At 54.4% G+C, this 19,927-nt stretch carries 15 protein-coding genes; 8 read left to right on the top strand and 7 right to left on the bottom strand.

What is annotated here, in order from left to right; genetic code table 11:
- Positions 1-4 precede the first annotated feature (4 nt).
- Entirely contained in the window at positions 5-730 is a 726-nt protein-coding gene (locus tag HBA55_RS03425) for a Crp/Fnr family transcriptional regulator (RefSeq protein ID WP_166987065.1), read from the top strand.
- On the opposite strand, the gene HBA55_RS03420 is transcribed toward HBA55_RS03425, so the two are convergent.
- Genes HBA55_RS03420 through HBA55_RS03405 form a run of 4 tightly spaced genes read right to left on the bottom strand, consistent with a single transcriptional unit; the run spans position 727 to position 5,275 of the window.
- Positions 727-2,730: an acetoacetate--CoA ligase gene (locus HBA55_RS03420; protein WP_166987062.1), complete on the bottom strand. Its 2,004-nt coding sequence runs from the start codon at positions 2,728-2,730 to the stop codon at positions 727-729. The genes HBA55_RS03425 and HBA55_RS03420 overlap by 4 nt on opposite strands.
- A gap of 46 nt (positions 2,731-2,776) precedes the next feature.
- Complete coding sequence (locus tag HBA55_RS03415; RefSeq protein ID WP_166987059.1) at positions 2,777-3,445, bottom strand: 2-hydroxychromene-2-carboxylate isomerase; 669 nt, start codon at positions 3,443-3,445, stop codon at positions 2,777-2,779.
- Between the two features lie 43 nt (positions 3,446-3,488).
- Complete coding sequence (locus tag HBA55_RS03410; RefSeq protein ID WP_166987056.1) at positions 3,489-3,944, bottom strand: aconitase X swivel domain-containing protein; 456 nt, start codon at positions 3,942-3,944, stop codon at positions 3,489-3,491.
- A gap of 20 nt (positions 3,945-3,964) precedes the next feature.
- Positions 3,965-5,275 (bottom strand): aconitase X, encoded by a 1,311-nt coding sequence (locus tag HBA55_RS03405; protein WP_166987053.1) that lies wholly within the window; start codon positions 5,273-5,275, stop codon positions 3,965-3,967.
- 226 nt (positions 5,276-5,501) lie between these two features.
- Between HBA55_RS03405 and HBA55_RS03400 the strand changes: the two genes are divergently transcribed.
- Positions 5,502-8,027, top strand: a complete 2,526-nt coding sequence (locus HBA55_RS03400; RefSeq protein ID WP_166987050.1) for a TonB-dependent receptor — start codon at positions 5,502-5,504, stop codon at positions 8,025-8,027.
- 31 nt (positions 8,028-8,058) lie between these two features.
- Positions 8,059-9,435: a hypothetical protein gene (locus tag HBA55_RS03395; protein ID WP_206019498.1), complete on the top strand. Its 1,377-nt coding sequence runs from the start codon at positions 8,059-8,061 to the stop codon at positions 9,433-9,435.
- A 37-nt stretch (positions 9,436-9,472) separates the two neighbouring features.
- On the opposite strand, the gene HBA55_RS03390 is transcribed toward HBA55_RS03395, so the two are convergent.
- The 3 genes from HBA55_RS03390 to HBA55_RS03380 form a co-directional block, all read right to left on the bottom strand.
- Positions 9,473-10,054, bottom strand: coding sequence for a DUF2239 family protein (locus tag HBA55_RS03390; protein ID WP_166987046.1), 582 nt, complete (start codon positions 10,052-10,054; stop codon positions 9,473-9,475).
- A gap of 192 nt (positions 10,055-10,246) precedes the next feature.
- Entirely contained in the window at positions 10,247-11,539 is a 1,293-nt protein-coding gene (locus HBA55_RS03385; RefSeq protein WP_166987042.1) for an MFS transporter, read from the bottom strand.
- Positions 11,540-11,590: 51 nt separating this feature from the next.
- Entirely contained in the window at positions 11,591-12,667 is a 1,077-nt protein-coding gene (locus tag HBA55_RS03380) for an AraC family transcriptional regulator (RefSeq protein WP_166987039.1), read from the bottom strand.
- A 58-nt stretch (positions 12,668-12,725) separates the two neighbouring features.
- Here HBA55_RS03380 and HBA55_RS03375 point away from each other — a divergent pair, with 58 nt between their 5' ends.
- The 5 genes from HBA55_RS03375 to HBA55_RS03355 are packed head-to-tail and all read left to right on the top strand — an operon-like array spanning position 12,726 to position 19,876.
- Positions 12,726-13,562 (top strand): peptidylprolyl isomerase, encoded by an 837-nt coding sequence (locus tag HBA55_RS03375; protein ID WP_166987036.1) that lies wholly within the window; start codon positions 12,726-12,728, stop codon positions 13,560-13,562.
- Positions 13,563-13,568: 6 nt separating this feature from the next.
- On the top strand, positions 13,569-15,884 hold the full coding sequence (locus tag HBA55_RS03370; protein WP_166987033.1) for a DUF3604 domain-containing protein: 2,316 nt from the start codon (positions 13,569-13,571) through the stop codon (positions 15,882-15,884).
- On the top strand, positions 15,881-16,306 hold the full coding sequence (locus HBA55_RS03365) for a SurA N-terminal domain-containing protein (RefSeq protein WP_166987031.1): 426 nt from the start codon (positions 15,881-15,883) through the stop codon (positions 16,304-16,306). The genes HBA55_RS03370 and HBA55_RS03365 overlap by 4 nt, the downstream gene beginning before the upstream one ends.
- Positions 16,303-17,532 carry a HupE/UreJ family protein gene (locus HBA55_RS03360; protein ID WP_166987028.1) on the top strand — a complete coding sequence of 410 codons (1,230 nt, stop codon included), beginning with the start codon at positions 16,303-16,305 and terminating at the stop codon, positions 17,530-17,532. The genes HBA55_RS03365 and HBA55_RS03360 overlap by 4 nt, the downstream gene beginning before the upstream one ends.
- 13 nt (positions 17,533-17,545) lie before the next feature.
- Positions 17,546-19,876: a DUF3604 domain-containing protein gene (locus HBA55_RS03355; protein WP_166987025.1), complete on the top strand. Its 2,331-nt coding sequence runs from the start codon at positions 17,546-17,548 to the stop codon at positions 19,874-19,876.
- Positions 19,877-19,927 lie beyond the last annotated feature (51 nt).

Genomic DNA, 19,927 nt, shown 5'->3' with positions numbered 1-19,927 from the left:
TAATATGCATAATTGGATCTCGGAGCTGCCGGAGGAGATCGGGCGCGAGGTTATTGCACGCTGCAGTTCTCGGCGCCTGAGCGATGGCGAATGCTTGTATCGCCTCGGGGACGCGGCGGAGGAATGTTATCAGGTCATAGCAGGTCGGCTGAAGGTGTGTACCTATAACCATGCCGGTCAGGAGATGGTGCAGGTTTACTTGATGGCCGGCGATTGCATCGGCGACTGGCCGTTGTTGATTGATGAAGAACGCATGAATTTCGTGTATGCCTGCGGTGATGCGGAAGTGAATGTGTTGAAGAAGTTCCATTTCCAGCAGTTATACGAAAAATACCAGGAGATCCCCAAGGCACTGAACCGGGTGATGGCTCGACGCCTGCGGCACACGTTTATGCTGGCGGAAGATGCGTGCTTGTTGCCTTTGCGCCAACGCTTGGCCCGCGTCATTCTGCGAATGGGGCACAGTATTGGCAAGACGGATGCAGAGGGAGGCGCCATCATCGAAGATATTTCCCACGATGAGCTGAGCAAGCTGGTGGGGGCCACTCGCCAGAGCGTTGGCAGGGAGTTGAAAAAGCTGGAGCAGGAAGGGGATATCGAGATCAAGTACGGAAAGCTGATCATCAAGGATATTGCCGCCTTCGGTAAGGAGTATGACTTTCTGCTTTCGCTGGAACCGGTTGTGCCGGAATACCACAGTGATAAAAGCAGCGGCGATGCCGGCGACTAGGCCGGCACTTCGTAGTCCTCCGTCGTAGCCACATAGTTCAGGAAGTAATCAATCGCCTTCGGGTTCTTCATGGAGTCGCGACTCGCCGCCTTTTCCAGCGGCCAACCCATTAGCAATTTGCGCAGCGGCACTTCAAGCTTTTTGCCCGTGAGGGTATAGGGCACTTCGGGAACAGCGTAGAACTTGTCTGGAATATGCCGTGGAGAGCAGTGTTCGCGCAGTTGCTTTTTGATGGTAGCTGTCAGTTCTTCGGTAAGCGTCTGGTCCTCCGCCAAGTCCAAAAACATCGGCATAAAGAATTTGCCTCCCGGGAGTTCAAGGCACAGTACAATACTGTCGTTAACGCCAGACAGTTGTTCAACGGTTCGGTAGAGCTCCGAGGTACCGATTCGAACCCCATAGCGATTCAGAGTAGAGTCGGAACGGCCATAAATATAGACACCGCCACGATGGTTGATTTTGACAAAATCGCCATGTCGCCAAATGCCCGGGTAATCTTCAAAATACGATGACCGGTAACGTTGGTTGTCTTTATCACCCAAAAAGTAGATAGGCATTGATGGGAAAGGCTTCTTGCAGACGAGTTCACCGACATCATCCCTTACCGGGTTACCGCTATCATCCCAGGCATCCACATCCATGCCCAGCATACGGGTTTGTATTTCACCAGCATACACCGGTAGCGTTGGGGAGGCACCGACAAAACCACTGACGATTTCAGTCCCCCCGCTCTGGGATGTTAACCACAGATCCTGTTTTACATTTTGGTAAAACCAGTTAAAGGTCTCCGGCGTCGCGGTGGAACCTGCGCAGAGAATCCCGGTTAACGCGCTCAGGTCATGGTTGCGGCCCGGTTTGACGCCTTGTTGTTCCATCAGCTGAACATAGGTCGGGCTGGCGCCAAAAAATGTTGTTTTGGTTTCGGCGGCCATTTTCCATAACACGTCTGTTTGAGGGTAGGCCGGGTGACCATCGTAGAAAACGCCTCGCGTGCCCGTCAGCATCATGGCCACTTGTACGTTAAACATCACCCAACCCGTTGTGGTGTAGAAGAAACTGATGTCTTTTTCCGTCAGGTTCATGTGGAAGACCATCATTTTCATCATCTCCATCAATGCACCGATATGGCTGTGCACAATGGCTTTGGGCAGTCCGGTAGTACCTGAGGAGAATAGAATCCACAGCGGATGGTCATGTGCCACTCGTTCAAATTGGAACTGTGCCCGGCCGGGATCATCTCCTTGCAGCAGGTCGTACCACAGGGTAGATCCAATGGGCGCGTGTTCCTTGGATGGTGTCAGATAGGGCAGATAGATTACCTGCTCAAGGGAGTCGGACAAAGCAGCAACAATTTCCTTGATTTCCTCGCTGCGATCAAAGGACTTGCCGCCAAACTGGTAGCCGTCCGCGACAAACAGCCATTTTGGTTTGATCTGGGTAAAGCGGTCCAAAATCGTCTGGTTGCCAAACTCCGGAGCGGCATTGGACCAAACGGCACCGATGCTGATCGACGCTAACATGGCGATCACGGTCTCTGGGATGTTGGGCATCAGACAACAAACCGCATCACCGGGCCTAACGTTCATCGCTCGCATTTTGGTTGCCAAAATGCGGACGCTGCCGGCCAACTCCTGCCAACTCATTTCGCCCATGCCACGGATCTCTGATTGGTAAAAGAGAGCGGTCACTCCTTCCCGCTCGTTGCGCAAGATATGCTCGGCAAAGTTAACCCTGGAACCAACAAACCAGTGATTACCCGGTTTCATTTCCAGACTGTCGGTCACACATTCATAAGGTGTGTCGGAGATGATGTTAAAGTAATCCCACAACGACCCCCAAAATGCTTCGATGTTGTCGACTGACCACTGCCATAGTTCGCTATAGTCTGAACAATCAGCCAGGTTTCTCTCTTGTAGCCAATCTATGTACTGGGTGACATTGGCGGCATTGGCAAATTCAGCGCTTGGCTCCCACAGCAACTGGCCTTCTGAAACGGACATGGCGCGACTCCTGTTTGATGACGGCTCTAATAGATCGATTAGCTGTTTAAACGGCGCAGGCGACTGCGCGTGTAAGCCCATCTTCTTCCAATTGGAAGCGCAGCGAGTCAATGCGATCCTGGCCAAAGAACGGCTCCTGATGATAGCCAAAGGTAGGAACGCCCCAGTGGGGTAAGGCTGCCAGTCTCTTGTGGTTGTCCTCGACTTCCGCATCGTAATTCGCCGGATCTTTGGCGATGGTTTTCTCCATGTCGTCCAGATTCAAGCCGGCACGTTCTGCGGCTTTGGTCAGGTGATCACCTTTGTCCCAGTCGGGGGTGCCGCTCCAAATCAGGTGTCCTACTTCGTGGATGAATTCAAGCCCGCGACCGCGACGTTGTGCTTCCACACCTAAGCGCATTAACCGGAAGATGTAAATTTGTTCTTCATTGGGAGCAATTTTCAGTGTGTCCATATCCTGAACAATGGGATCGGGGTTGGGCCAACCGTGTGGCAATCCCAGCAATTTGGCTCGTCGCTTCCAGTCCATCAGGATGTAACGAATGCGCGGTTCACTGTCTGGGCTAAAGAAATCCGGTGTCCGCAGTGCCTTGGGCATCACAATGCGTACATCGATCTCCACGTCAAAGTCTTTTGGCAGCTCCAGCGCTTGTGGCGTACACATAAACGAATAGGGACTGCGAAAAGACCAGAATAAATCAATACGAACTGACATAGGGTTACCCTCTAGAATATCTGTATCTGTTGAATGTCGAAAATCAGTGATGAACCTTGACGGTACCATCGCAAGAAACGTCTATCCGGTTTCCGGTCTTTACCGTTTCCAGGAATTCATCACCTAAGTTATCTACCGCAATAATGGGCGTTTTATCTGCCCAGTAATAAGCCATGATCAAGCCGCAGGCGGCAATCGAGTCCATGGGGCCGGCAAACAGCATTGCTTTTGGCGCAATGCCGGCTTGTACGGCTGCCATATAGGTGCAGGCCGCCGCACTGGAGCCTATGGTTTGGGGAATACACAAAACGGTGCCGGCCAGATCCTTTTCATACAGATCGGGATTATCATGGTCCTTGCACACCCCGGATTTTGATCCGCCAAACAGCACCTCCATATAAGTTGCTGTCGCGTTGAATCCGAGCTTGGTGACGGCTGCCGGGCCGGAAGCGTCACCTTTTAATGCGGGGCGGCCGCTGAACGTTTTTATATTGGGCATTGGCTTTTATCTCGCTTTGTTTATGGGTGGGCCTTGGGAGCTTGGTCTGGTAACTGCCCTGTCACTATGATGTGCACCAGATCGTCGTCCATATAGAATCGCGATTTGCTGTACACGCGTGTTTTGTTTGAGTTGGTGCACACGATCTCGTCGGATTGTTTTGGGGTTGTCATGTACATCACAGGGCAGTTGTTGGTGACGCTTATTCCGTATTTTGCCATTCTTGCCTTCAGCTCAGGATGGTTTTCCTTGAACTCGGACGCGACATTGTCGTGGGCGAATAAATAAGGTGGGCAGGAGACAGCGTCCTTTCCAGCCGCTTCCAAAGCGCTGACAATGCGCTCACCCCACCACCTGAGCTGGGCCAGGGTATTGTGGGGGCAACCGATAAAGACACGTTCCGGTTTGGCATTTTCATCGGGCCACAAAACCGGGTAGCTGTTGAATACTCGCTGCAGTTCGGCATCGCTGATGACGTAAAGCTGATGGTCGGACTTAAGCAGGCTTCTGCCTTGGTCTCGGGCTTCCGGAGTGACGCCTTCCATATGAAAGAGGCCGACGGCACCATTGCTGGCCGTTGCCGCGCCAAGGTCCTTGCAGTAACCCACAACGTCATCCAAGGCGTTGACCCTATCGTCCATACCAATGATGTAGGGGATATCTTCCATGACCTTCAAGCCGATCACGGCACCGAGCAGTTCCGGATGGGGCAGTTTGGTCAGCGCGGAGCAGTCGATCAGCCAATCGGCCTTGCGGCCTTCATCCGTCAGTAGATCGAAATAGGGAGCCTTACCCAGTATTGCGGTCATCATATCGATGCCCACAGAGTTGCGATTGGTACGTGCGCCTAAATAAGAGTTGGCGAAGTTGATCGCCGACGATTCCGACCAGGAAATAAAATCACCCTGTTGAGGTGTATTGCCAATCTGCGGCACAAAGCAGGCGCAACTCCAGGCGTTTTCCTTCATGCCCAGGTTGCTATAGAGCTCGCCCAGAGTGTGGTGATGCTTGTGAAGCTCTTGGACAACAACGCGTTTCTCTTCGCCCGGGTCTAGATTGTTGTGATCCATGGGTTTTGGATTACTGGTAAAAGGCGCGTAGGTCTTCAGACCCGCTGCAACCAATTTTTCATAGATTTCGATAAAGGGCAGTACCGCATCGCTGCTCCAGCTCATAGCCAGGTGTGGGGCTGCCTGAAGATCGACGAGTTTGGTTGCGCCGAATAGCTCGCCAAAGGTCACGACAGTTTGCATCACCTTTTGCAGCGTTTCTCCTTGTTCACCTTTCATGATGGCCTGCTCTTCAGGTGTTAATTCGAGGGTGAGTGCCATATGCATTTTCTCCATAAGCGGATGCCTTTTAATAATCGGATTCGACCGCCGGTTCTGATTGATGGGGTAAAAGTTACCAAACGCATAGGAGGCCAACAGCAACAAATGTGGCATTTCCCCGTAGACAGCTTTGATAAAGTCAATCCAGTGCCTGGTTGAGAGTCCAGGCCCAATTCCTCAGTAGAAATCAATAAAACAAAACATGAGAAAAAATACGGGAGATAAGATGAAGAGCATGAATGCATTAAGTGTTGCCATTGCATCAGTTGTGTCTGTTGGGTTGTCTGCCCAGGTTTTTGCAGAGTCCTTTGCTCTAGAGGAGGTAATAGTCACTGCCCAAAAACGAGCGGAAAGCCTGCAAGACGTGCCCATTTCCGTTAACGCGTTGGACGGGGACAAACTCAACGAATCCGGCATCGATCGAATTGAAGACATGACGGCGTATATTCCTAACTTGTCGATGAATCAGACCGGTATCAGCACTCAGCTGTATGTTCGTGGTATTGGCAACGGCAACAACCAGGGTTTTGAGCAAGCCGTTACGCAGTATATTGACGGCGTGTCCTATGCCAGGCAGCAACTAACGCGAGCCCCCTTCTTTGATATGGCACGCGCTGAGGTGTTGCGTGGTCCCCAGAGTATTTTATTTGGTAAAAGCTCCATTGCCGGCGCCATGAACCTGACGACCGCCAAGCCCACCGACGAACTGGAAGGGCGTGTCAGTTTGTCCTATGGCAGTTGGGCCACCACCGAGGTGGAAGGGGTTGTCTCGGGGCCCATCACGGAGTCAGTGCGTGGTCGCATCGCGGTTCGCAGCGCTGAAAGCGATGGCTATATGAAGAATGTTATTCGCGATGAAGACCAAATGGGTCGGGATGATTTGGCGGTGCGCTTGCAGTTGGAAATGGACGTCAGTGACGAGCTTACCGCGCTGTTGAAGGTGGAAAGAGATTACTTTAATACCAACGGCCGTGCGGTTGAGATTGGTCATGATAGCGCCAGGGCCAATGCAACCACGGGCACAGGCACCATCGGAGGAGCGGTACCCAATCTGCTTGCGGCGGCGGGAGTATTGCCGCGCGGGTCTGCAGCCAGCTATCGGGATATTAACGATGCGCTCTACTCGGTAAAAGGGGGTGCGGGTTTTGTCACCAGCGACAATCAAGTGAACTACAAGCGTTACGCCAACGCCGATGAATTCAGCGATAATGAAGTATCCAATATTACCCTCAATGTGACATACCAACTGGGGGAATACGAGCTGACCTCGGTCACTTCGCAGGTTGATTATTCACTCAAGGAACTGTGTGACTGTGACTACACGGCGTTGGATGGCGTCAATGTTCATCTGGATGAAGACTACGACCAATTCAGTCAGGAATTTCGAATCGCTTCACCGGTTGATCAAACGGTTTCCTGGCAGGCGGGTGTATTTTACCAGGACTGGGATATGGAGTTGGAAGAGGACCTGGAGTTTCCGCTAAACGGCCTGTTTGAACAAATCGGGACTGCCGTTAATCCTGTGGCCTTGCCTGCGTTGGCCCCCCTGGGAGCGGCTGCAAACCTTGCGGCGGTAGCAAATCTGGATGGTACCTCGATTCATCGTAATTACAGTACCGGGTCTGAAATGTGGGCCGCCTTTGCTCAGGTGACCTGGAATATAACCGACCAATTGCGTCTTACTGTCGGTGGCCGCTATACCGAGGAAAAAAAAGAAGGGGCGCGTCGATTGAGTGTTATTGATTTTCAGACCGGAATGCTTGGAGCCAGCCTGAACGCGAATCCCGCCAACCCCTGGGAGAGCCCGGCCGACACCTATAACTTTTTCTGGGATATCGACACAGAACAGGTAAGTGCCGATGGCAATGGCCATCACCTCAGTGGCACCCGCGATGAAGAGTCTTTTACGCCGATGATTAATGTGCAGTGGGATATGGGCGAAGACACTATGGTGTACTTCTCCTACACCGAAGGTTACAAGGCCGGTGGCTATGACGCTCGCGCCAACAACAACCAGAATTTCGAGTTTGAACCGGAAGAGGCTGACGCTTTTGAGCTGGGCGTCAAAACCGGTTATATGGATGGACGCGGTGAGCTGAACTTGGCGGTTTACTACACTGACTACGCAGATCTGCAAGTCAGTCAGTTTGATGGTTCGCTCGGTTTTAACGTCGGCAATATAAAAAAGACCATTGTGCAGGGCGTGGAGTTAGATGGTCGCTTCGCCGCGACGGAAAACCTGACTATCAGCTATGCCTTGTCGTATCTGGATCACGCGTATAAGGATTTTAAAAACGGCAACTGCTACTTCGGGCAGATCGAATCGGTAGCGGCTGACAGTAACGGCGACGGCAGAGATGATGACGGTATCTGCGACTGGTCAGGTCAGCGTGGGCAGTACACACCAAAGTATCGTGCCAATCTGTCTTTTGACTACCTTGTGCCGGAATTTGTCAGTGGTATGGATTTACGCACGGTATTGAATGTTAACTGGAAGGACAAAGAAAATGTGGACCAGAATATGGACCCTGACTTTGTTCAGGAGCCGATTACACTGGTTGACCTGCGTCTCTCACTGGCTAACGAAAACTGGGAGTTCGCCCTTGCCAGCAAGAATCTGCTCAATGAAGAGTATCTCTCCTACAACGGTAATGCACCGATCACCAATGGCGGTTTCTATGGCAAGCAAGTGAACTATCAGTTTGTTGCTCCGCCACGCAGCGTATCCGCTTCTGTCGCTTACCGGTTCTAACATCTGCTGTTATTGTGCAGGGGAGAGATAAATGATGACTGTTAAACGTCAACAGGGCGCCGTCCAGCCGGGCTGGCGATGGGGACCTTTTACCGCCAGACTCCCGATTTATCATGCGCGCATGGAGTGGGTTGATTTGCTCCAGGGGCTGGTAGTGACTGCGGCGACCTCCATGGCACTCGTGCCCCTGCTGCAAGGTGCTTTTGGCCTCAATTTTGAAGAGGCCATTGCATGCTCGATGATCCACTTGATACTGATCTCGGCGGCGCCGCTGTTGTTCGGCGATCCCTTTGCCCCCGGATGGATCACACCGGTGTTTCCCATTGTGATCGCTTTTGTGTTGGGCAATTACACCGACCCAACCGAACGCTTCAGTGTCATGACCGCCTTATCGCTGGATTTTGCCGCACTGATGTTGTTTTTCGGTATCACCGGTTTGGGGCAACGGTTTGTCAACTGGCTGCCGAAGGCACTCAAAGGCGGCATTATATTGGGGGCCAGCATTGCGGCCTTTAAGCGGGTGTTCTTTGACGATATCGATACCTTTATGGCTCAACCGGTCTCGACCACGCTTGCCATTGCCGTCTGTCTGATATTTGGCTTTTCCAAACCCTTGATCCGCTACCGACAGCGACACCGGTGGCTGGCCATCTTGAGTAATCTTGGGCTGTTGCCGGGGTTTCTGATTGCTGCCGTGGTCGGTGTCGCAATCGGTGAAGTCGAGTTCAATATACGCTGGGGTGTACTGATTCCGCCATTGGGGGATTTATGGGCGAAGGCTTCACCTTTTGTTATCGGTTGGCCCACTCTGGATATGCTGTTGTCTTGCCTGCCGTTGGCACTGATTGCCTACACCATAGCGTTTGGCGACTTTATCACTGGCAGGGAGGTGATCCGTGAGGCGAGCGCAGAGCGACCTGACGAAACCATCGACGTCGATGTCGACCGTGCACACTTCTCGGTCGGTATTCGCAATATTCTGATGGCGGTGCTCGCCCCGTTTTTCCCCACCCAAGGGGTGCTCTGGACCGGTGTGCACGTTATCGTTGTGCAGCGCTGGCGCCAGGGAAGAGCCAGTATGGACTCGCTCTTCAGTGGCATTGGTTCGTTTTATCTATTTGGCCTGCCGGTGTTTTTCTTCCTGCTACCGGTGATAACCGCTCTGCAACCGATGATGAGTATCGCCCTGTCGATTTCACTGGTGATGACCGGCTTTGCCTGCGCCTATGTGGCAATGGTGATTCCAGAAACCCCGGAGGAGCGTGGTGTGGCGATGTTGACCGGGTTGTCACTGGCATTAATGGAGCCTTGGGTAGGGTTGTTTGTGGGTGTGTTGGCGACCATTATGATTGTGGGTGATATTAGGGCCAAAGCGGACACCTGCAGGCGCGATGGGGCTGCTATTTAAGCCTGCAGGCAGCGATAGCTCAGTTTTCATCAGTCCGCTATTTTGAAGTCTTGCCGCTGTGCAAGTCGGCGATTTCAAAGAATTTGTCTAAGACAAATTCTTTGAGGTCTCCCGGCCAATCCTCGACCGCTTTTGTAAAGCTGATGCTGCTGTTGCGGTAAAGACTGCGGGTGGCCTCTTCAAAACCCGGCGCATCGCCCAATACCCGCATCATAAATGAGTCGAGCTCTTGTTGTTTCATAACGATGAGATCCTCCACCGGGGTATTTTCTCGCGCTTTATCGACCAGTCTTCGCAATGCCATGGATGCGCCGCCCCGTTGAGAAGCGAGCCATTCCCAGTGCTCTGGCAGCAGAGTCACTTCTTTAGCGACTACCCCCAATTTGGGACGCCCACGCTTTGTCGCAGGTTTTGGGGCAATATTGTGTTCTGGGGGGAGGTTGCTCAACACGGCTTCCGCATCTCCACGCCAACCAATGACTAACTCCCTACAGTTTTCTTCTTTGACGACAGTAGGCTCTACATCAGGGTCTATCGCCTTTACCTTGTGCACAACTTCTTCAAGTGTGCCTTTGGCCAGAATCTTCCGTTCGTGGATGGCCAGATATCGAGTCGACATGGTTTTATGTCCTTATCAAATTACCACGGTTAAATATTATTACCCGGGTAATAATTGGTGTCAAATCAATATCTGAGTTAACGGCAGCTGGTGATTCTGCGACTCACGGCTAATCTTGATTGCGAATATGCGTTGATAGCTTTCGATAGGTCCTTGTGGGGTGTGCTGGAAGTGGACTTCCAGTGGTGTCCATTAATTCTTTTCAACCTCCCCCTCACAACTCCTGGCGGCAACAAAAAACAAAGGCGCCGCCAGCGTTCCGACCATAGCGGCACCAAACAACCCCCAAGTCATTGGCCGCTCCATTCCCTGCGCAATCAGAAAGTCGATCAGCGCCCCCACCATAACGTTACCCACCAGTGCACCACCCAGTGACATGGCTACCACGCAAAACGCCACCACGGTGGATTTGGCCCCCGGCGGAGCCAGTTGCGCCACGCTGGCGAGTAACGGGCCATAGGGCATCATTACGGTCATGGCCCCCAGAAAAACAATAAATAAAAACAGCCCGCTCGAGCTTGGAAAAAATCGAAACAGGGCTTCCAGGGGTACCACCATAAGCATGGCGACGGCCAAAAACCAAAGTCGTCCGCCCGGGTGGCGGCGATACAGAAAGTCACTCAACAAGCCCCCCAGCAACGAGCCGCAAACCCCGGCGATCAAAATGATAATGCCAAACGTCAACTGCCCTTCAACCACGCTGAACCCGCGCTCGCGCACCAGCCAAGCCTGATCGATGTTATGAGTACTCTGTCCGGCGGTGATCAGCATGGCGCCAAGAATGGTATAACGCAGCGCAGGAGTGGATCGGATCGCGTTCCAGCTGCTACGCAAGACGTGGGAGGCGCTGGGGCTGCCAGAGGGCGGATGTTTATGACCCGGGTCCGGAATCAACCAGACCAGCAGTGCCAGAACACCGCCACCCAAACCCAAAATCATAAAACACTGGCGCCAGCCTACTACTGCCCCCAGAGTACCCGCGACCAACAGACTGCCACCGACGCCCAGTGACACCCCGGTGTAGTAGATGGCACTGGCACTTGCCTGCCGGTGCGGGGGTGTCAGGTCGCTGATCAGAGATACCGCGGCAGGCGGCAACGCCGACAAGGCGACTGCCAGCAGACACAGGGGTACCGCGAGACTCCAGAAGGAGTCGCCCATGCCGATCCCGATCATCGACAGACTCCAGACAAAAAACGCCGCCGAGATGAGTCGCAGGCGGTTACAGCGGTCGGCGAGGCTGCCCATAAATAGCACCGCCACCATAACAGAGACGTCAAGAACCGGGCCGATAAGAATACTGAACTGCAGGAAGGATAAGTCCAACTCCCTGCGCACATCCACCACGAAACTCTGCAACAGGTTTCGATCGACAAAGCTGATAACGTTCAGCAGCGTCAACAGCGCCAACAGAAGGTGCGGGTGAGGATATCCGTATTCGCGAGCGGGCGCTTCGGGGGCGGGCAGGTTAACGGATGATGACATAAAACGACTCTGAGCCGGGGCCTGACATAAAGTTAAGATGCGCAGCCAAAACTAAGACGACAAACGCCGCTCTTTTCGATAGGCTCCGGCAGTGACACCACACAGGTTTTTAAACTGCCGATAAAAAGAGCGGGTCTCGGCAAATCCCAGCTTTTCGGCGATGACCTCCATACTCAAGTCGGTTTTAGACAGATAGTGGCAGGCCATCTCCAGGCGCAATTCATCCAGCAGCGCCTGGTAGCTGCTGCCTTCCTCTGCGAGTTTACGCTGCAGGGTGCGACTGTTCATGTGTAACTGTTCGGCGATGGCCTCCCGCCTGGGGATTTCCTTAGTGATCATCAGCCGCAGCAGGTTCTTCACCTGTTCGGTAAAACTGCGATTTTTGTCCAGCTCTCTAAGCAGTTGCGTGGCGTGATCCAGCAGCGAGGCCAAGAGGTGGGGATTGGCCTGGGCAATGGGCAGATCCAACAGCTCATTATCGATACTGATGGCGTTGTAGGGCTGATCAAACAGCACTTCACAGCCGAACGCGTCTTGATATTCCGTCAGCAGCTCTGGGGTCTCGGGCGGGTTGTGTACAAAGCACACCTGAATCGGCCCCTTATCCGATTGATCCGGCAGCAGGTACTCCCGTACATAACGATGCCAGGAGGCCAGTATGGTTTCGGTGATATGGCGTCGGACCAGCGGGTCTGTGTAGTTGCAATGCCAGCGCAGGCTGGAAACCTGCTCGCCATAGACCGGGGTGGAGACCCCCATATCCCCGACGATTTTCTCGTAAATGGGCGTTTGCCCCCAGACCTCTCTCAGGGAACTGCAGTTCATGTTGATATAGCCCTGCACATTGTACATATCCATGGAGATAAAGCGGGCGGTGTGGAGGCCAAAGCAGGGGTCGTTGCTGGCCGGGATCAGGATCGAGAGGAGCTTCTCCAGCGCCGTCGCCGGTATCCAGTGATTATTATCGTTGAGGTCTTGTGCGCAGATGCCAGCCTGGTCCAGCAGCGGTTGACAGTCGATGCCCAAGGCTTCAGCGTGGCGCAGATACTGTTTGACTGCCGGGATGGATGCGAGCCCCTGGCTGACAAGACTGTCCGCATTTGTGATCCCGTTGTCTGCATTGGACATTCGAATACTCCTGAGCTTACCTATTATTGAGGTATCTAGCGCAAATTCGACAGCAATTATGTCCTTGAACTCATCTTTTGGCTACAAAGAAGGCATTCGGTTGGTTCTGGCCACGATAGCGCTGGGGCTGGCGTTGCTGGGACCCGGTATCAAAACAGGCGTTGATGACGTATTGGTTTGGGTGAATCGGCAGCCGATTACTCAAGAGGATCTGGAACAGACGCAATCGCTCCTGCGCGCAGGCAGCGCTCAACCGCTGAACGACAGTGCTCGCCAACGCTTATTGCAGCTGATGGTGGATGAAGCCCTGATGGTTCAGAGGGCGGAGCGTTTGCGATTGTTCCACCATGACCCGGGGCTGCGCAAACTGCTGGTGCAGGCCGCTATTGACGATATCCTGGCGGCATTCCTGGAACGTCCGATGACCGAGAAGGAGCTGCGCTCCTATTTCGATCAACACCCTTCAGTGTTTGAGAAAAGCGGTACTCTGAGGTTGTCGGCCTACGCTTTTGACTCCTACCCCGAAGTGGCAGCCGCGCGTGAACGGTTGGCCACTGGCGAGAGCCTGCACATTAACGCCGCCCGCTTTTTACTGATCCCGCAAGGTCCCTTACCCATCAGTCGCCTGCATCACCTGATCGGCCCGACACTGGCGCAGCAGGCAAAAACCATGAACCCGGGAGAAATATCTCCACCGATTGTTCACGGCGAGCAGTATGTCTTGCTGTCACTTCATCAGAAAACGCCGGTGGTTCTCCCGGCCTTCGACAGTATTCAGGCTCAAGTAAGGTCAGAGTACCAGCGCCGGGGTCGGGATCAGGCGTTGGCCAGCAAGCTCGATGCCCTGTGGGCCTCCGCACATATCAACATAAACCATTTTGAATCCGGGAAGTAAGCACCTATGACAAGCAAAAAAACGGGTGGCTATCCGTGGTGGAAGATCGGTGGTTGGATTGGCCTTGTGTTGATTGTGCTCCTGGTCGCGGTTTATTTCTCCTGGGTACGCATACCGGATCCGCAAGGCTACTATCAACAGGATCCACTGGACGCCGGTGAACCCGTTGCGGTAGTTACGCCTGTTGAGGAAATTACCGATCGACGGCAGCGACAGATGGACGCCGACACCCTGCACGCCGAAACGGGCAAGCAGATTCTGTTCGGCGACACTCACGTGCACACCACCTGGTCGCTGGACGCTTTTATGTTCTCCTTGCCCATCATGAACGGCAGCAAAGGCGCTTATCCGCCCGCGGCGGCCTGCGACTACGCCCGCTATGTGTCGCAGCTGGATTTCTTCTTTCTTACTGACCACGCGGAGAGCTATACGCCGCAACGCTGGCGCGATGCCCAGGAAGCTGTGCGCCTGTGCAATACCCTGTCTGGCGATCCGGCCAACCCGGATCTGGTGGCGTTTATCGGCTTTGAGTGGTCGCAGATCGGCAATAATCCGGATGAACACTTTGGCCATCACAATATTCTGTATCGCGATGTTGATGCTTCGAGGCTGCCGACACGCCCGATTGGAGCGGCCGGCTTGGGGACTCGTGGTCTGAGATCATCCGCCGGCGCCAAAGGCATGGTGGGGGCACTGAAGTGGCTCGACGGTGGCAACCAAACCTATTACCAAGGCCTGAGCCGTTATCTGCAGGAACTGAAAGACATTCCCGACTGCGCGCTGGATGTTCCCAGCCCTCGGCTGCCTGATTTATGCTACGAGACCGCCGCGACGACAGGCGAACTTTATCAAAAGCTCGACCAATGGGGGTTTGATACTCTGGTGGTACCTCACGGTTCCAGCTGGGGTATCTATACGCCGCCGGGTGCAAGTTGGGAGCATCAGTTAACCGCAGAACACTACGACGCCGATAAGGGGCGATTGATCGAAGTGTACTCCGGCCACGGCAGCTCCGAAGTTTACCGGGATTATCGGGCGCGGGATTGGGATCAACAGGGCAACCTCTTTTGCCCACCGCCCCAGGAAAACTATCTGCCCAGCTGTTGGCAGGCCGGCGAAATCATTAAAAACCGCTGTCTGCTCGCCGGTGAATCGGACGCGCAATGCCAGACCCGGGCCGAACTGGCCAGAGAACATTATCTGGAAGTGGAGAATACCTCCGGATGGCTGAGTGTACCGGGCACCAGTGTTGAGGAATGGCTCGATGCCGGCCAGGCACGGGATGTGTTCTTGCCGGCTTTTAACTACGTTGCCAAAAAATCCGCCCAGTATGGTCTGGCGTTGACCAATTTTGATGACCCCGAAAACCCCTTGCGCTTTACCTGGGGATTTATCGGGTCCAGCGATACCCACTTTGCGCGACCGGGTAATGGGTTTAAGCAGTTTCCGCGCATCGGCACCAGCGATGCGGGCATGCGCGGCGGTAAAACACCCTTTTGGCAGTGGTTGATCTATGGCAGGGGCAAGGAGGCGCCGGAGCCTCATTCACGTTCATTGCTTAAGCTGGAAGGATACAGCGGCGACTCGGTGTCCGAGCAGGAGCGCAAAATGTCTTTTCTGACGGCCGGCGGCGTGGTAGCGGTACACGCGGAAGGTCGAGACCGCAGCGCTATCTGGGATGCGCTTAAACGCCGCGAAGTATACGGAACCAGTGGTCACCGATTGCTGCTCTGGTTCGATCTGGTTAACGCGGGTGATGACAGCCTGCCGATGGGTAGCCAGGTATCCATGGCCAAGAACCCCCGTTTTCGGGTGACGGCGGTGGGTTCTCTCAAACAACTGCCCGGTTGTCCTGACTATGTGTTGCAAAACCTCGAAGCCAAAAAACTGCAAAAGCTGGCTCAGGGGGAGTGTTATAACCCTGGTGATGAGCGCTATCGGGTCGATCGCATTGAGGTGATCCGTATTCGGCCACAGGCTTATGCTGGAGAAGCCGTGCAGAAACTGGTGGAGGATACCTGGAAGGTATTCCCCTGCGATTCGAACTCATCAACATGCAGTGTTGAATTCAGCGATGATGATTTTCTGAGTGCGGATCGAGATGCGGTCTATTACGTGCGCGCCATCGAAGAACCCAGCCCGACGGTCAATGGGGACAACCTGCGAGCGAGCCGCAACAGCCAAGGCCAGGTGGATAAAATCAATCCCTGTTTTGGTGATCACAGAACACCCCGAGACGACGACTGCACAACAATGAAAGGCCAGCGGGCCTGGTCATCGCCTATCTTCGTTAACATCAGCCGCAAAGGTCCTCCGTCATGACTACACAAGGTCGAGCCATGATGCTGATGGCCCTGGGGGCAGGCGTGGGTTCGCTACTGGGTCTGCTCAGCGCGCTGCAGTGGTTGAACTGGCAACCACTGCCCAAGTACCTGGTGGCGCAAGTCAACGACACTGATATTGAGCGCGCAGAGTTCGAACGGGCTCTAAATATGTTGGCGAGCGAAAAGCGCGATGCCATCACCGATGCCGATAAAGAACTGGTGCTGAGACGGTTGATCGAGGAAGAGCTGCTGGTCCAATACGGTTTGTCCTCGGGGTTACTGAATAAAAACCGAGAACTGCGCGCCCAGATTGTGAAATCCCAGATGGACGGCGTTGCACTGGGGGGACGGGATGAGGCGTTGCGTGACTATATCGAGCAGCTCCGGAGCGAAGCCAGCATCGAATGGGTGAACAGATGAACAATCCTCTACGCTCGCCCGGGGCTTCCCTGCTGGCATTTATCGCCCTGCTTGGTTTTGCCATGGGTGCTCAGGCGCATAACCGCAGCCAGTCTTTTTCCCACTGGCAATGGGATGCTCAACAGTTGGAGATGGTGTTTACGGTGAAGGCGAGAGAGGTCACCCGCCTGCCACCAGTTGAGAATAATCTGACATCTTTGAACGAATTACTGGCGACTCACTTGCAACGCACCCTGTTGGTTGCTGCGGGTGAACAGCCCTGTGAGGCCGCCGGCAAACCTGAAGTTCAAACCGGAGAGCCCGGCTATCTGACTGCGAAATGGTCCTTTTCCTGTCCGACCGAACAGGGCCTGAGGCTGGAAATCCACAGCTTTTTTCCCGTAGCGGCATCCCACGTTCACTACGCCAATGTTGCGAAACAACCGGGAAACAGCCAGCAATACCTCTTCACGGAAAGTCGTCGAAGTCACGCTATTGGCGTTAGCGATAACCCCGTTGACTCCTTGTATCGGGCCTTTGCTCAGTACATTACGCTGGGTATGGAGCATATCTTTTTGGGGGTGGATCACATTGTCTTTCTGCTGGCGTTAATGTTGTTACTTCGCAGCCTGAAAGAACTGATCTGGATGGTCACTGGTTTTACTGTCGGGCACAGCATTACCCTGGGCCTGGCAACTTTAGGCATCGTCAATCCAGAAGCATCGGTGGTGGAAGCCCTGATTGGTTTTACCATCGCCCTGGTCGCGCTGGAAAATATTGTCGCGGGTCACCGGTCGAGCCAAGTCACCAGCTATTGGCTCGCCGCGGGATTAGTTCTGTTGGGTGTCGTTTCCCTTGGCTGGGGCAGGGGACTGCCTCTGTTGACGACCCTGGGCCTGACAATGTTTGTTCTGGCCCACCTTCCGCTCTGTGAAAACAAGCACACGGCGATCAAGCTGCGTCCGGCGCTGACCCTCGGCTTTGGTTTGATCCATGGGTTTGGCTTCGCCGGCGTGCTCAGCGAGGTAGGGCTGCCACAACAGCATCTGGTTCCAGCGTTGGCCGGCTTTAACATCGGTGTGGAAATCGGGCAGTTATTGATTGTGTCGGCTCTGTGGGGCCTGCGGTACTGGCTGAAGCAGGTGGCGTCTCTCAGTGTCACAGAGATGGCCCCACAAATGCTGTCGGCAATACTGGTGGGTACCGGCTGCTACTGGTTCGTTGCTCGCAGCTTCTCTCTGGTTTAACGATGGTATTCTTATGACAAAAACTCGCGGCGCAGTTGTACTGGCAATGTTATTGTTGCTCGTCATGGCAGTCTGGTTATTTTCCGGAAAAGCGCCGGACAGTTTCTATCGGGTGCTGCCTGCCTACTCTCCCGACCCGGAACAGTGGTGGCGTGAGACGCCGTTGACGCCTCAACAGGTGACGCAACAGCGTCTGCCGGCAGCAGTGATCAATGCCCGCGATGAATCCCGTTTTAAGGAAACGACGGCAGAAAACACGGCCGGTAACCAACTGACCGAAGACTCCGCCAAGCAAATTCTCTTTGGTGACACTCACGTCCACACCACCAATTCCGCCGACGCCTTTATGTACAGCCTGCCGGTCATTCACGGCGCCGTGGGAGCGTTTCCGCCCGCCTACGCCTGCGACTACGCACGCTTTGTCTCTCAATTGGACTTTTACTTTCTGACCGATCACGCAGAGAGTTTTACACCTCAGCAGTGGCGGGAATCCATCGAATCCGTACAGCAGTGCAATCGCCAGGCCGGAGATTCCCCGGACCTGATGGCGTTTATCGGTTGGGAGTGGACGCAGGTCGGAGCCACCGCGGACAAACACTACGGCCACCACAATGTGCTGTTCCAAAGCGATGCTTTCGATCAGTTGCCGAAAAGACCCATCGCTGCCGGTGGGGCCGGTGTGTCAACCATCGCCACCCGATCGGAGGAATCCAAGCAACCCGGCATTCTGAAACTGTTGGACCCTCGTCGCCAAGGTTACTATGCCGCTTACAACAAATGGGTTGAGCTAATGGCCGCGACCCCACCCTGTGACCCGGGTGCGCCCACCACCGAGCTGCCTCTGGACTGTTTCGAATCTGTCAGCACACCCGATGAACTTATCGGTCGATTGAGACAATGGGGCTTTGACCACCTGTTGATACCCCATGGCACCAGTTGGGGCTTTTACACCCCGCCCGGTGCCACCTGGCGTCATCAACTGCATAAGAGCAAACTCTCAGCGCAAGCGACCCAACTGATCGAGGTTTACTCCGGTCATGGCAACTCCGAGGTGTTCCGGGATTTTGCATCGCGCAAACGCGATGAGCAGGGACAGTGGACCTGCCCTGAGCCACAGGAAAATTACTTGCCGTCGTGTTGGCAGGCGGGCAATATCATTCAGCAGCGCTGTCTGGCTGAAGGGCAGACTGCAGAAGAATGCCAACAGCGCGCGGTACGGGCCCGCCACAACTTTGTTCAGGTTGATACCATCCATGGATTTATGACCGTGCCTGACAGTCAGCCGGAAGAGTGGCTGGACGCCGGCCAGGCGCGTGATGTTTTCCTGCCGGCCTTTAATTATCGACCCCGCAAGTCAGCGCAATATGGTCTGGCGCTGCAGGACTTTACCGAGCCGCAAAGCCCGCGCAGATTCCGCTGGGGTTTTGTCGCCTCCACTGACACTCACTCAGCGAGGGCGGGGCACGGTTTTAAGCAGAGCCAGCGTTTGACCACCACCGACTCCAACGGCGTTGCAGATCCCTTTTGGGCCAGCGTGAACAGAGCCACCGCCGATCTGCCGGCCGCGGGTGCTCATTCACTGTCTCCCGAAGAAATCGAGCCACTGAAGGCTGGCATTTTTGCGTCGGAATTTGAACGTACGACATCGTTTATGAGCTCCGGCGGTATTGCCGCAGTGCACGCAGAAGGCCGCAGCCGCAGTGCGGTTTGGGACGCACTAAAACGCCGCGAGGTGTACGGAACCAGCGGCCACCGCATCCTGCTATGGTTCGATCTCTTGAACGCTCCCGAACAAGGTACGCTACCCATGGGTAGTGAGACAAGCCTTGCACAAAACCCTCGTTTCCGGGTAAGCGCCAAAGGCTCATTTAAACAGCTCCCCGGGTGCCCGGATTATGTGGTAACTGCGTTGAGCAAACGCCGCTTGAAGAGAATGGCGGATGGAGAGTGTTATAATCCCTCCGACCAACGGTACCGAATCGATCGCATTGAGGTGGTCAGAATTCGGCCGCAGATGAGCGCAGAAGAATCGGTACCACCGCTGATCGAGGATCAATGGCAGGTGTTCGAGTGCGAACCCGATCAAAGCGGTTGCACGGTGGAATTCACCGACGAGAGCTTCACAGACTCGCAGAGATCCGCCTTGTACTATGTGCGGGCGATCGAAGAACCGGTGGGCACGGTTAACGGCGGCAATCTCAGGGCCAGTTTTGACCAACAGGGCCAGGCGGTTTCCACCGAACCCTGCTATGGGGATTATCGTACCTCCGCCAATGACGACTGTCTCTCACCGTTGGGGCAGCGGGCATGGTCCTCACCCATCTATGTGGATTACCGGCGCTAGACAGGACACGGTCTCGTGCCTGCAAATTGACCTGGATCAAGACATCAGGGC

This window comes from Pseudomaricurvus alkylphenolicus, from assembly GCF_011683955.1.
Lineage (GTDB): Bacteria > Pseudomonadota > Gammaproteobacteria > Pseudomonadales > Cellvibrionaceae > Pseudomaricurvus > Pseudomaricurvus alkylphenolicus.
The sequence above is the reverse complement of the archived record's forward strand: the minus strand, read 5'-3'. Positions and strand labels throughout refer to the sequence as shown.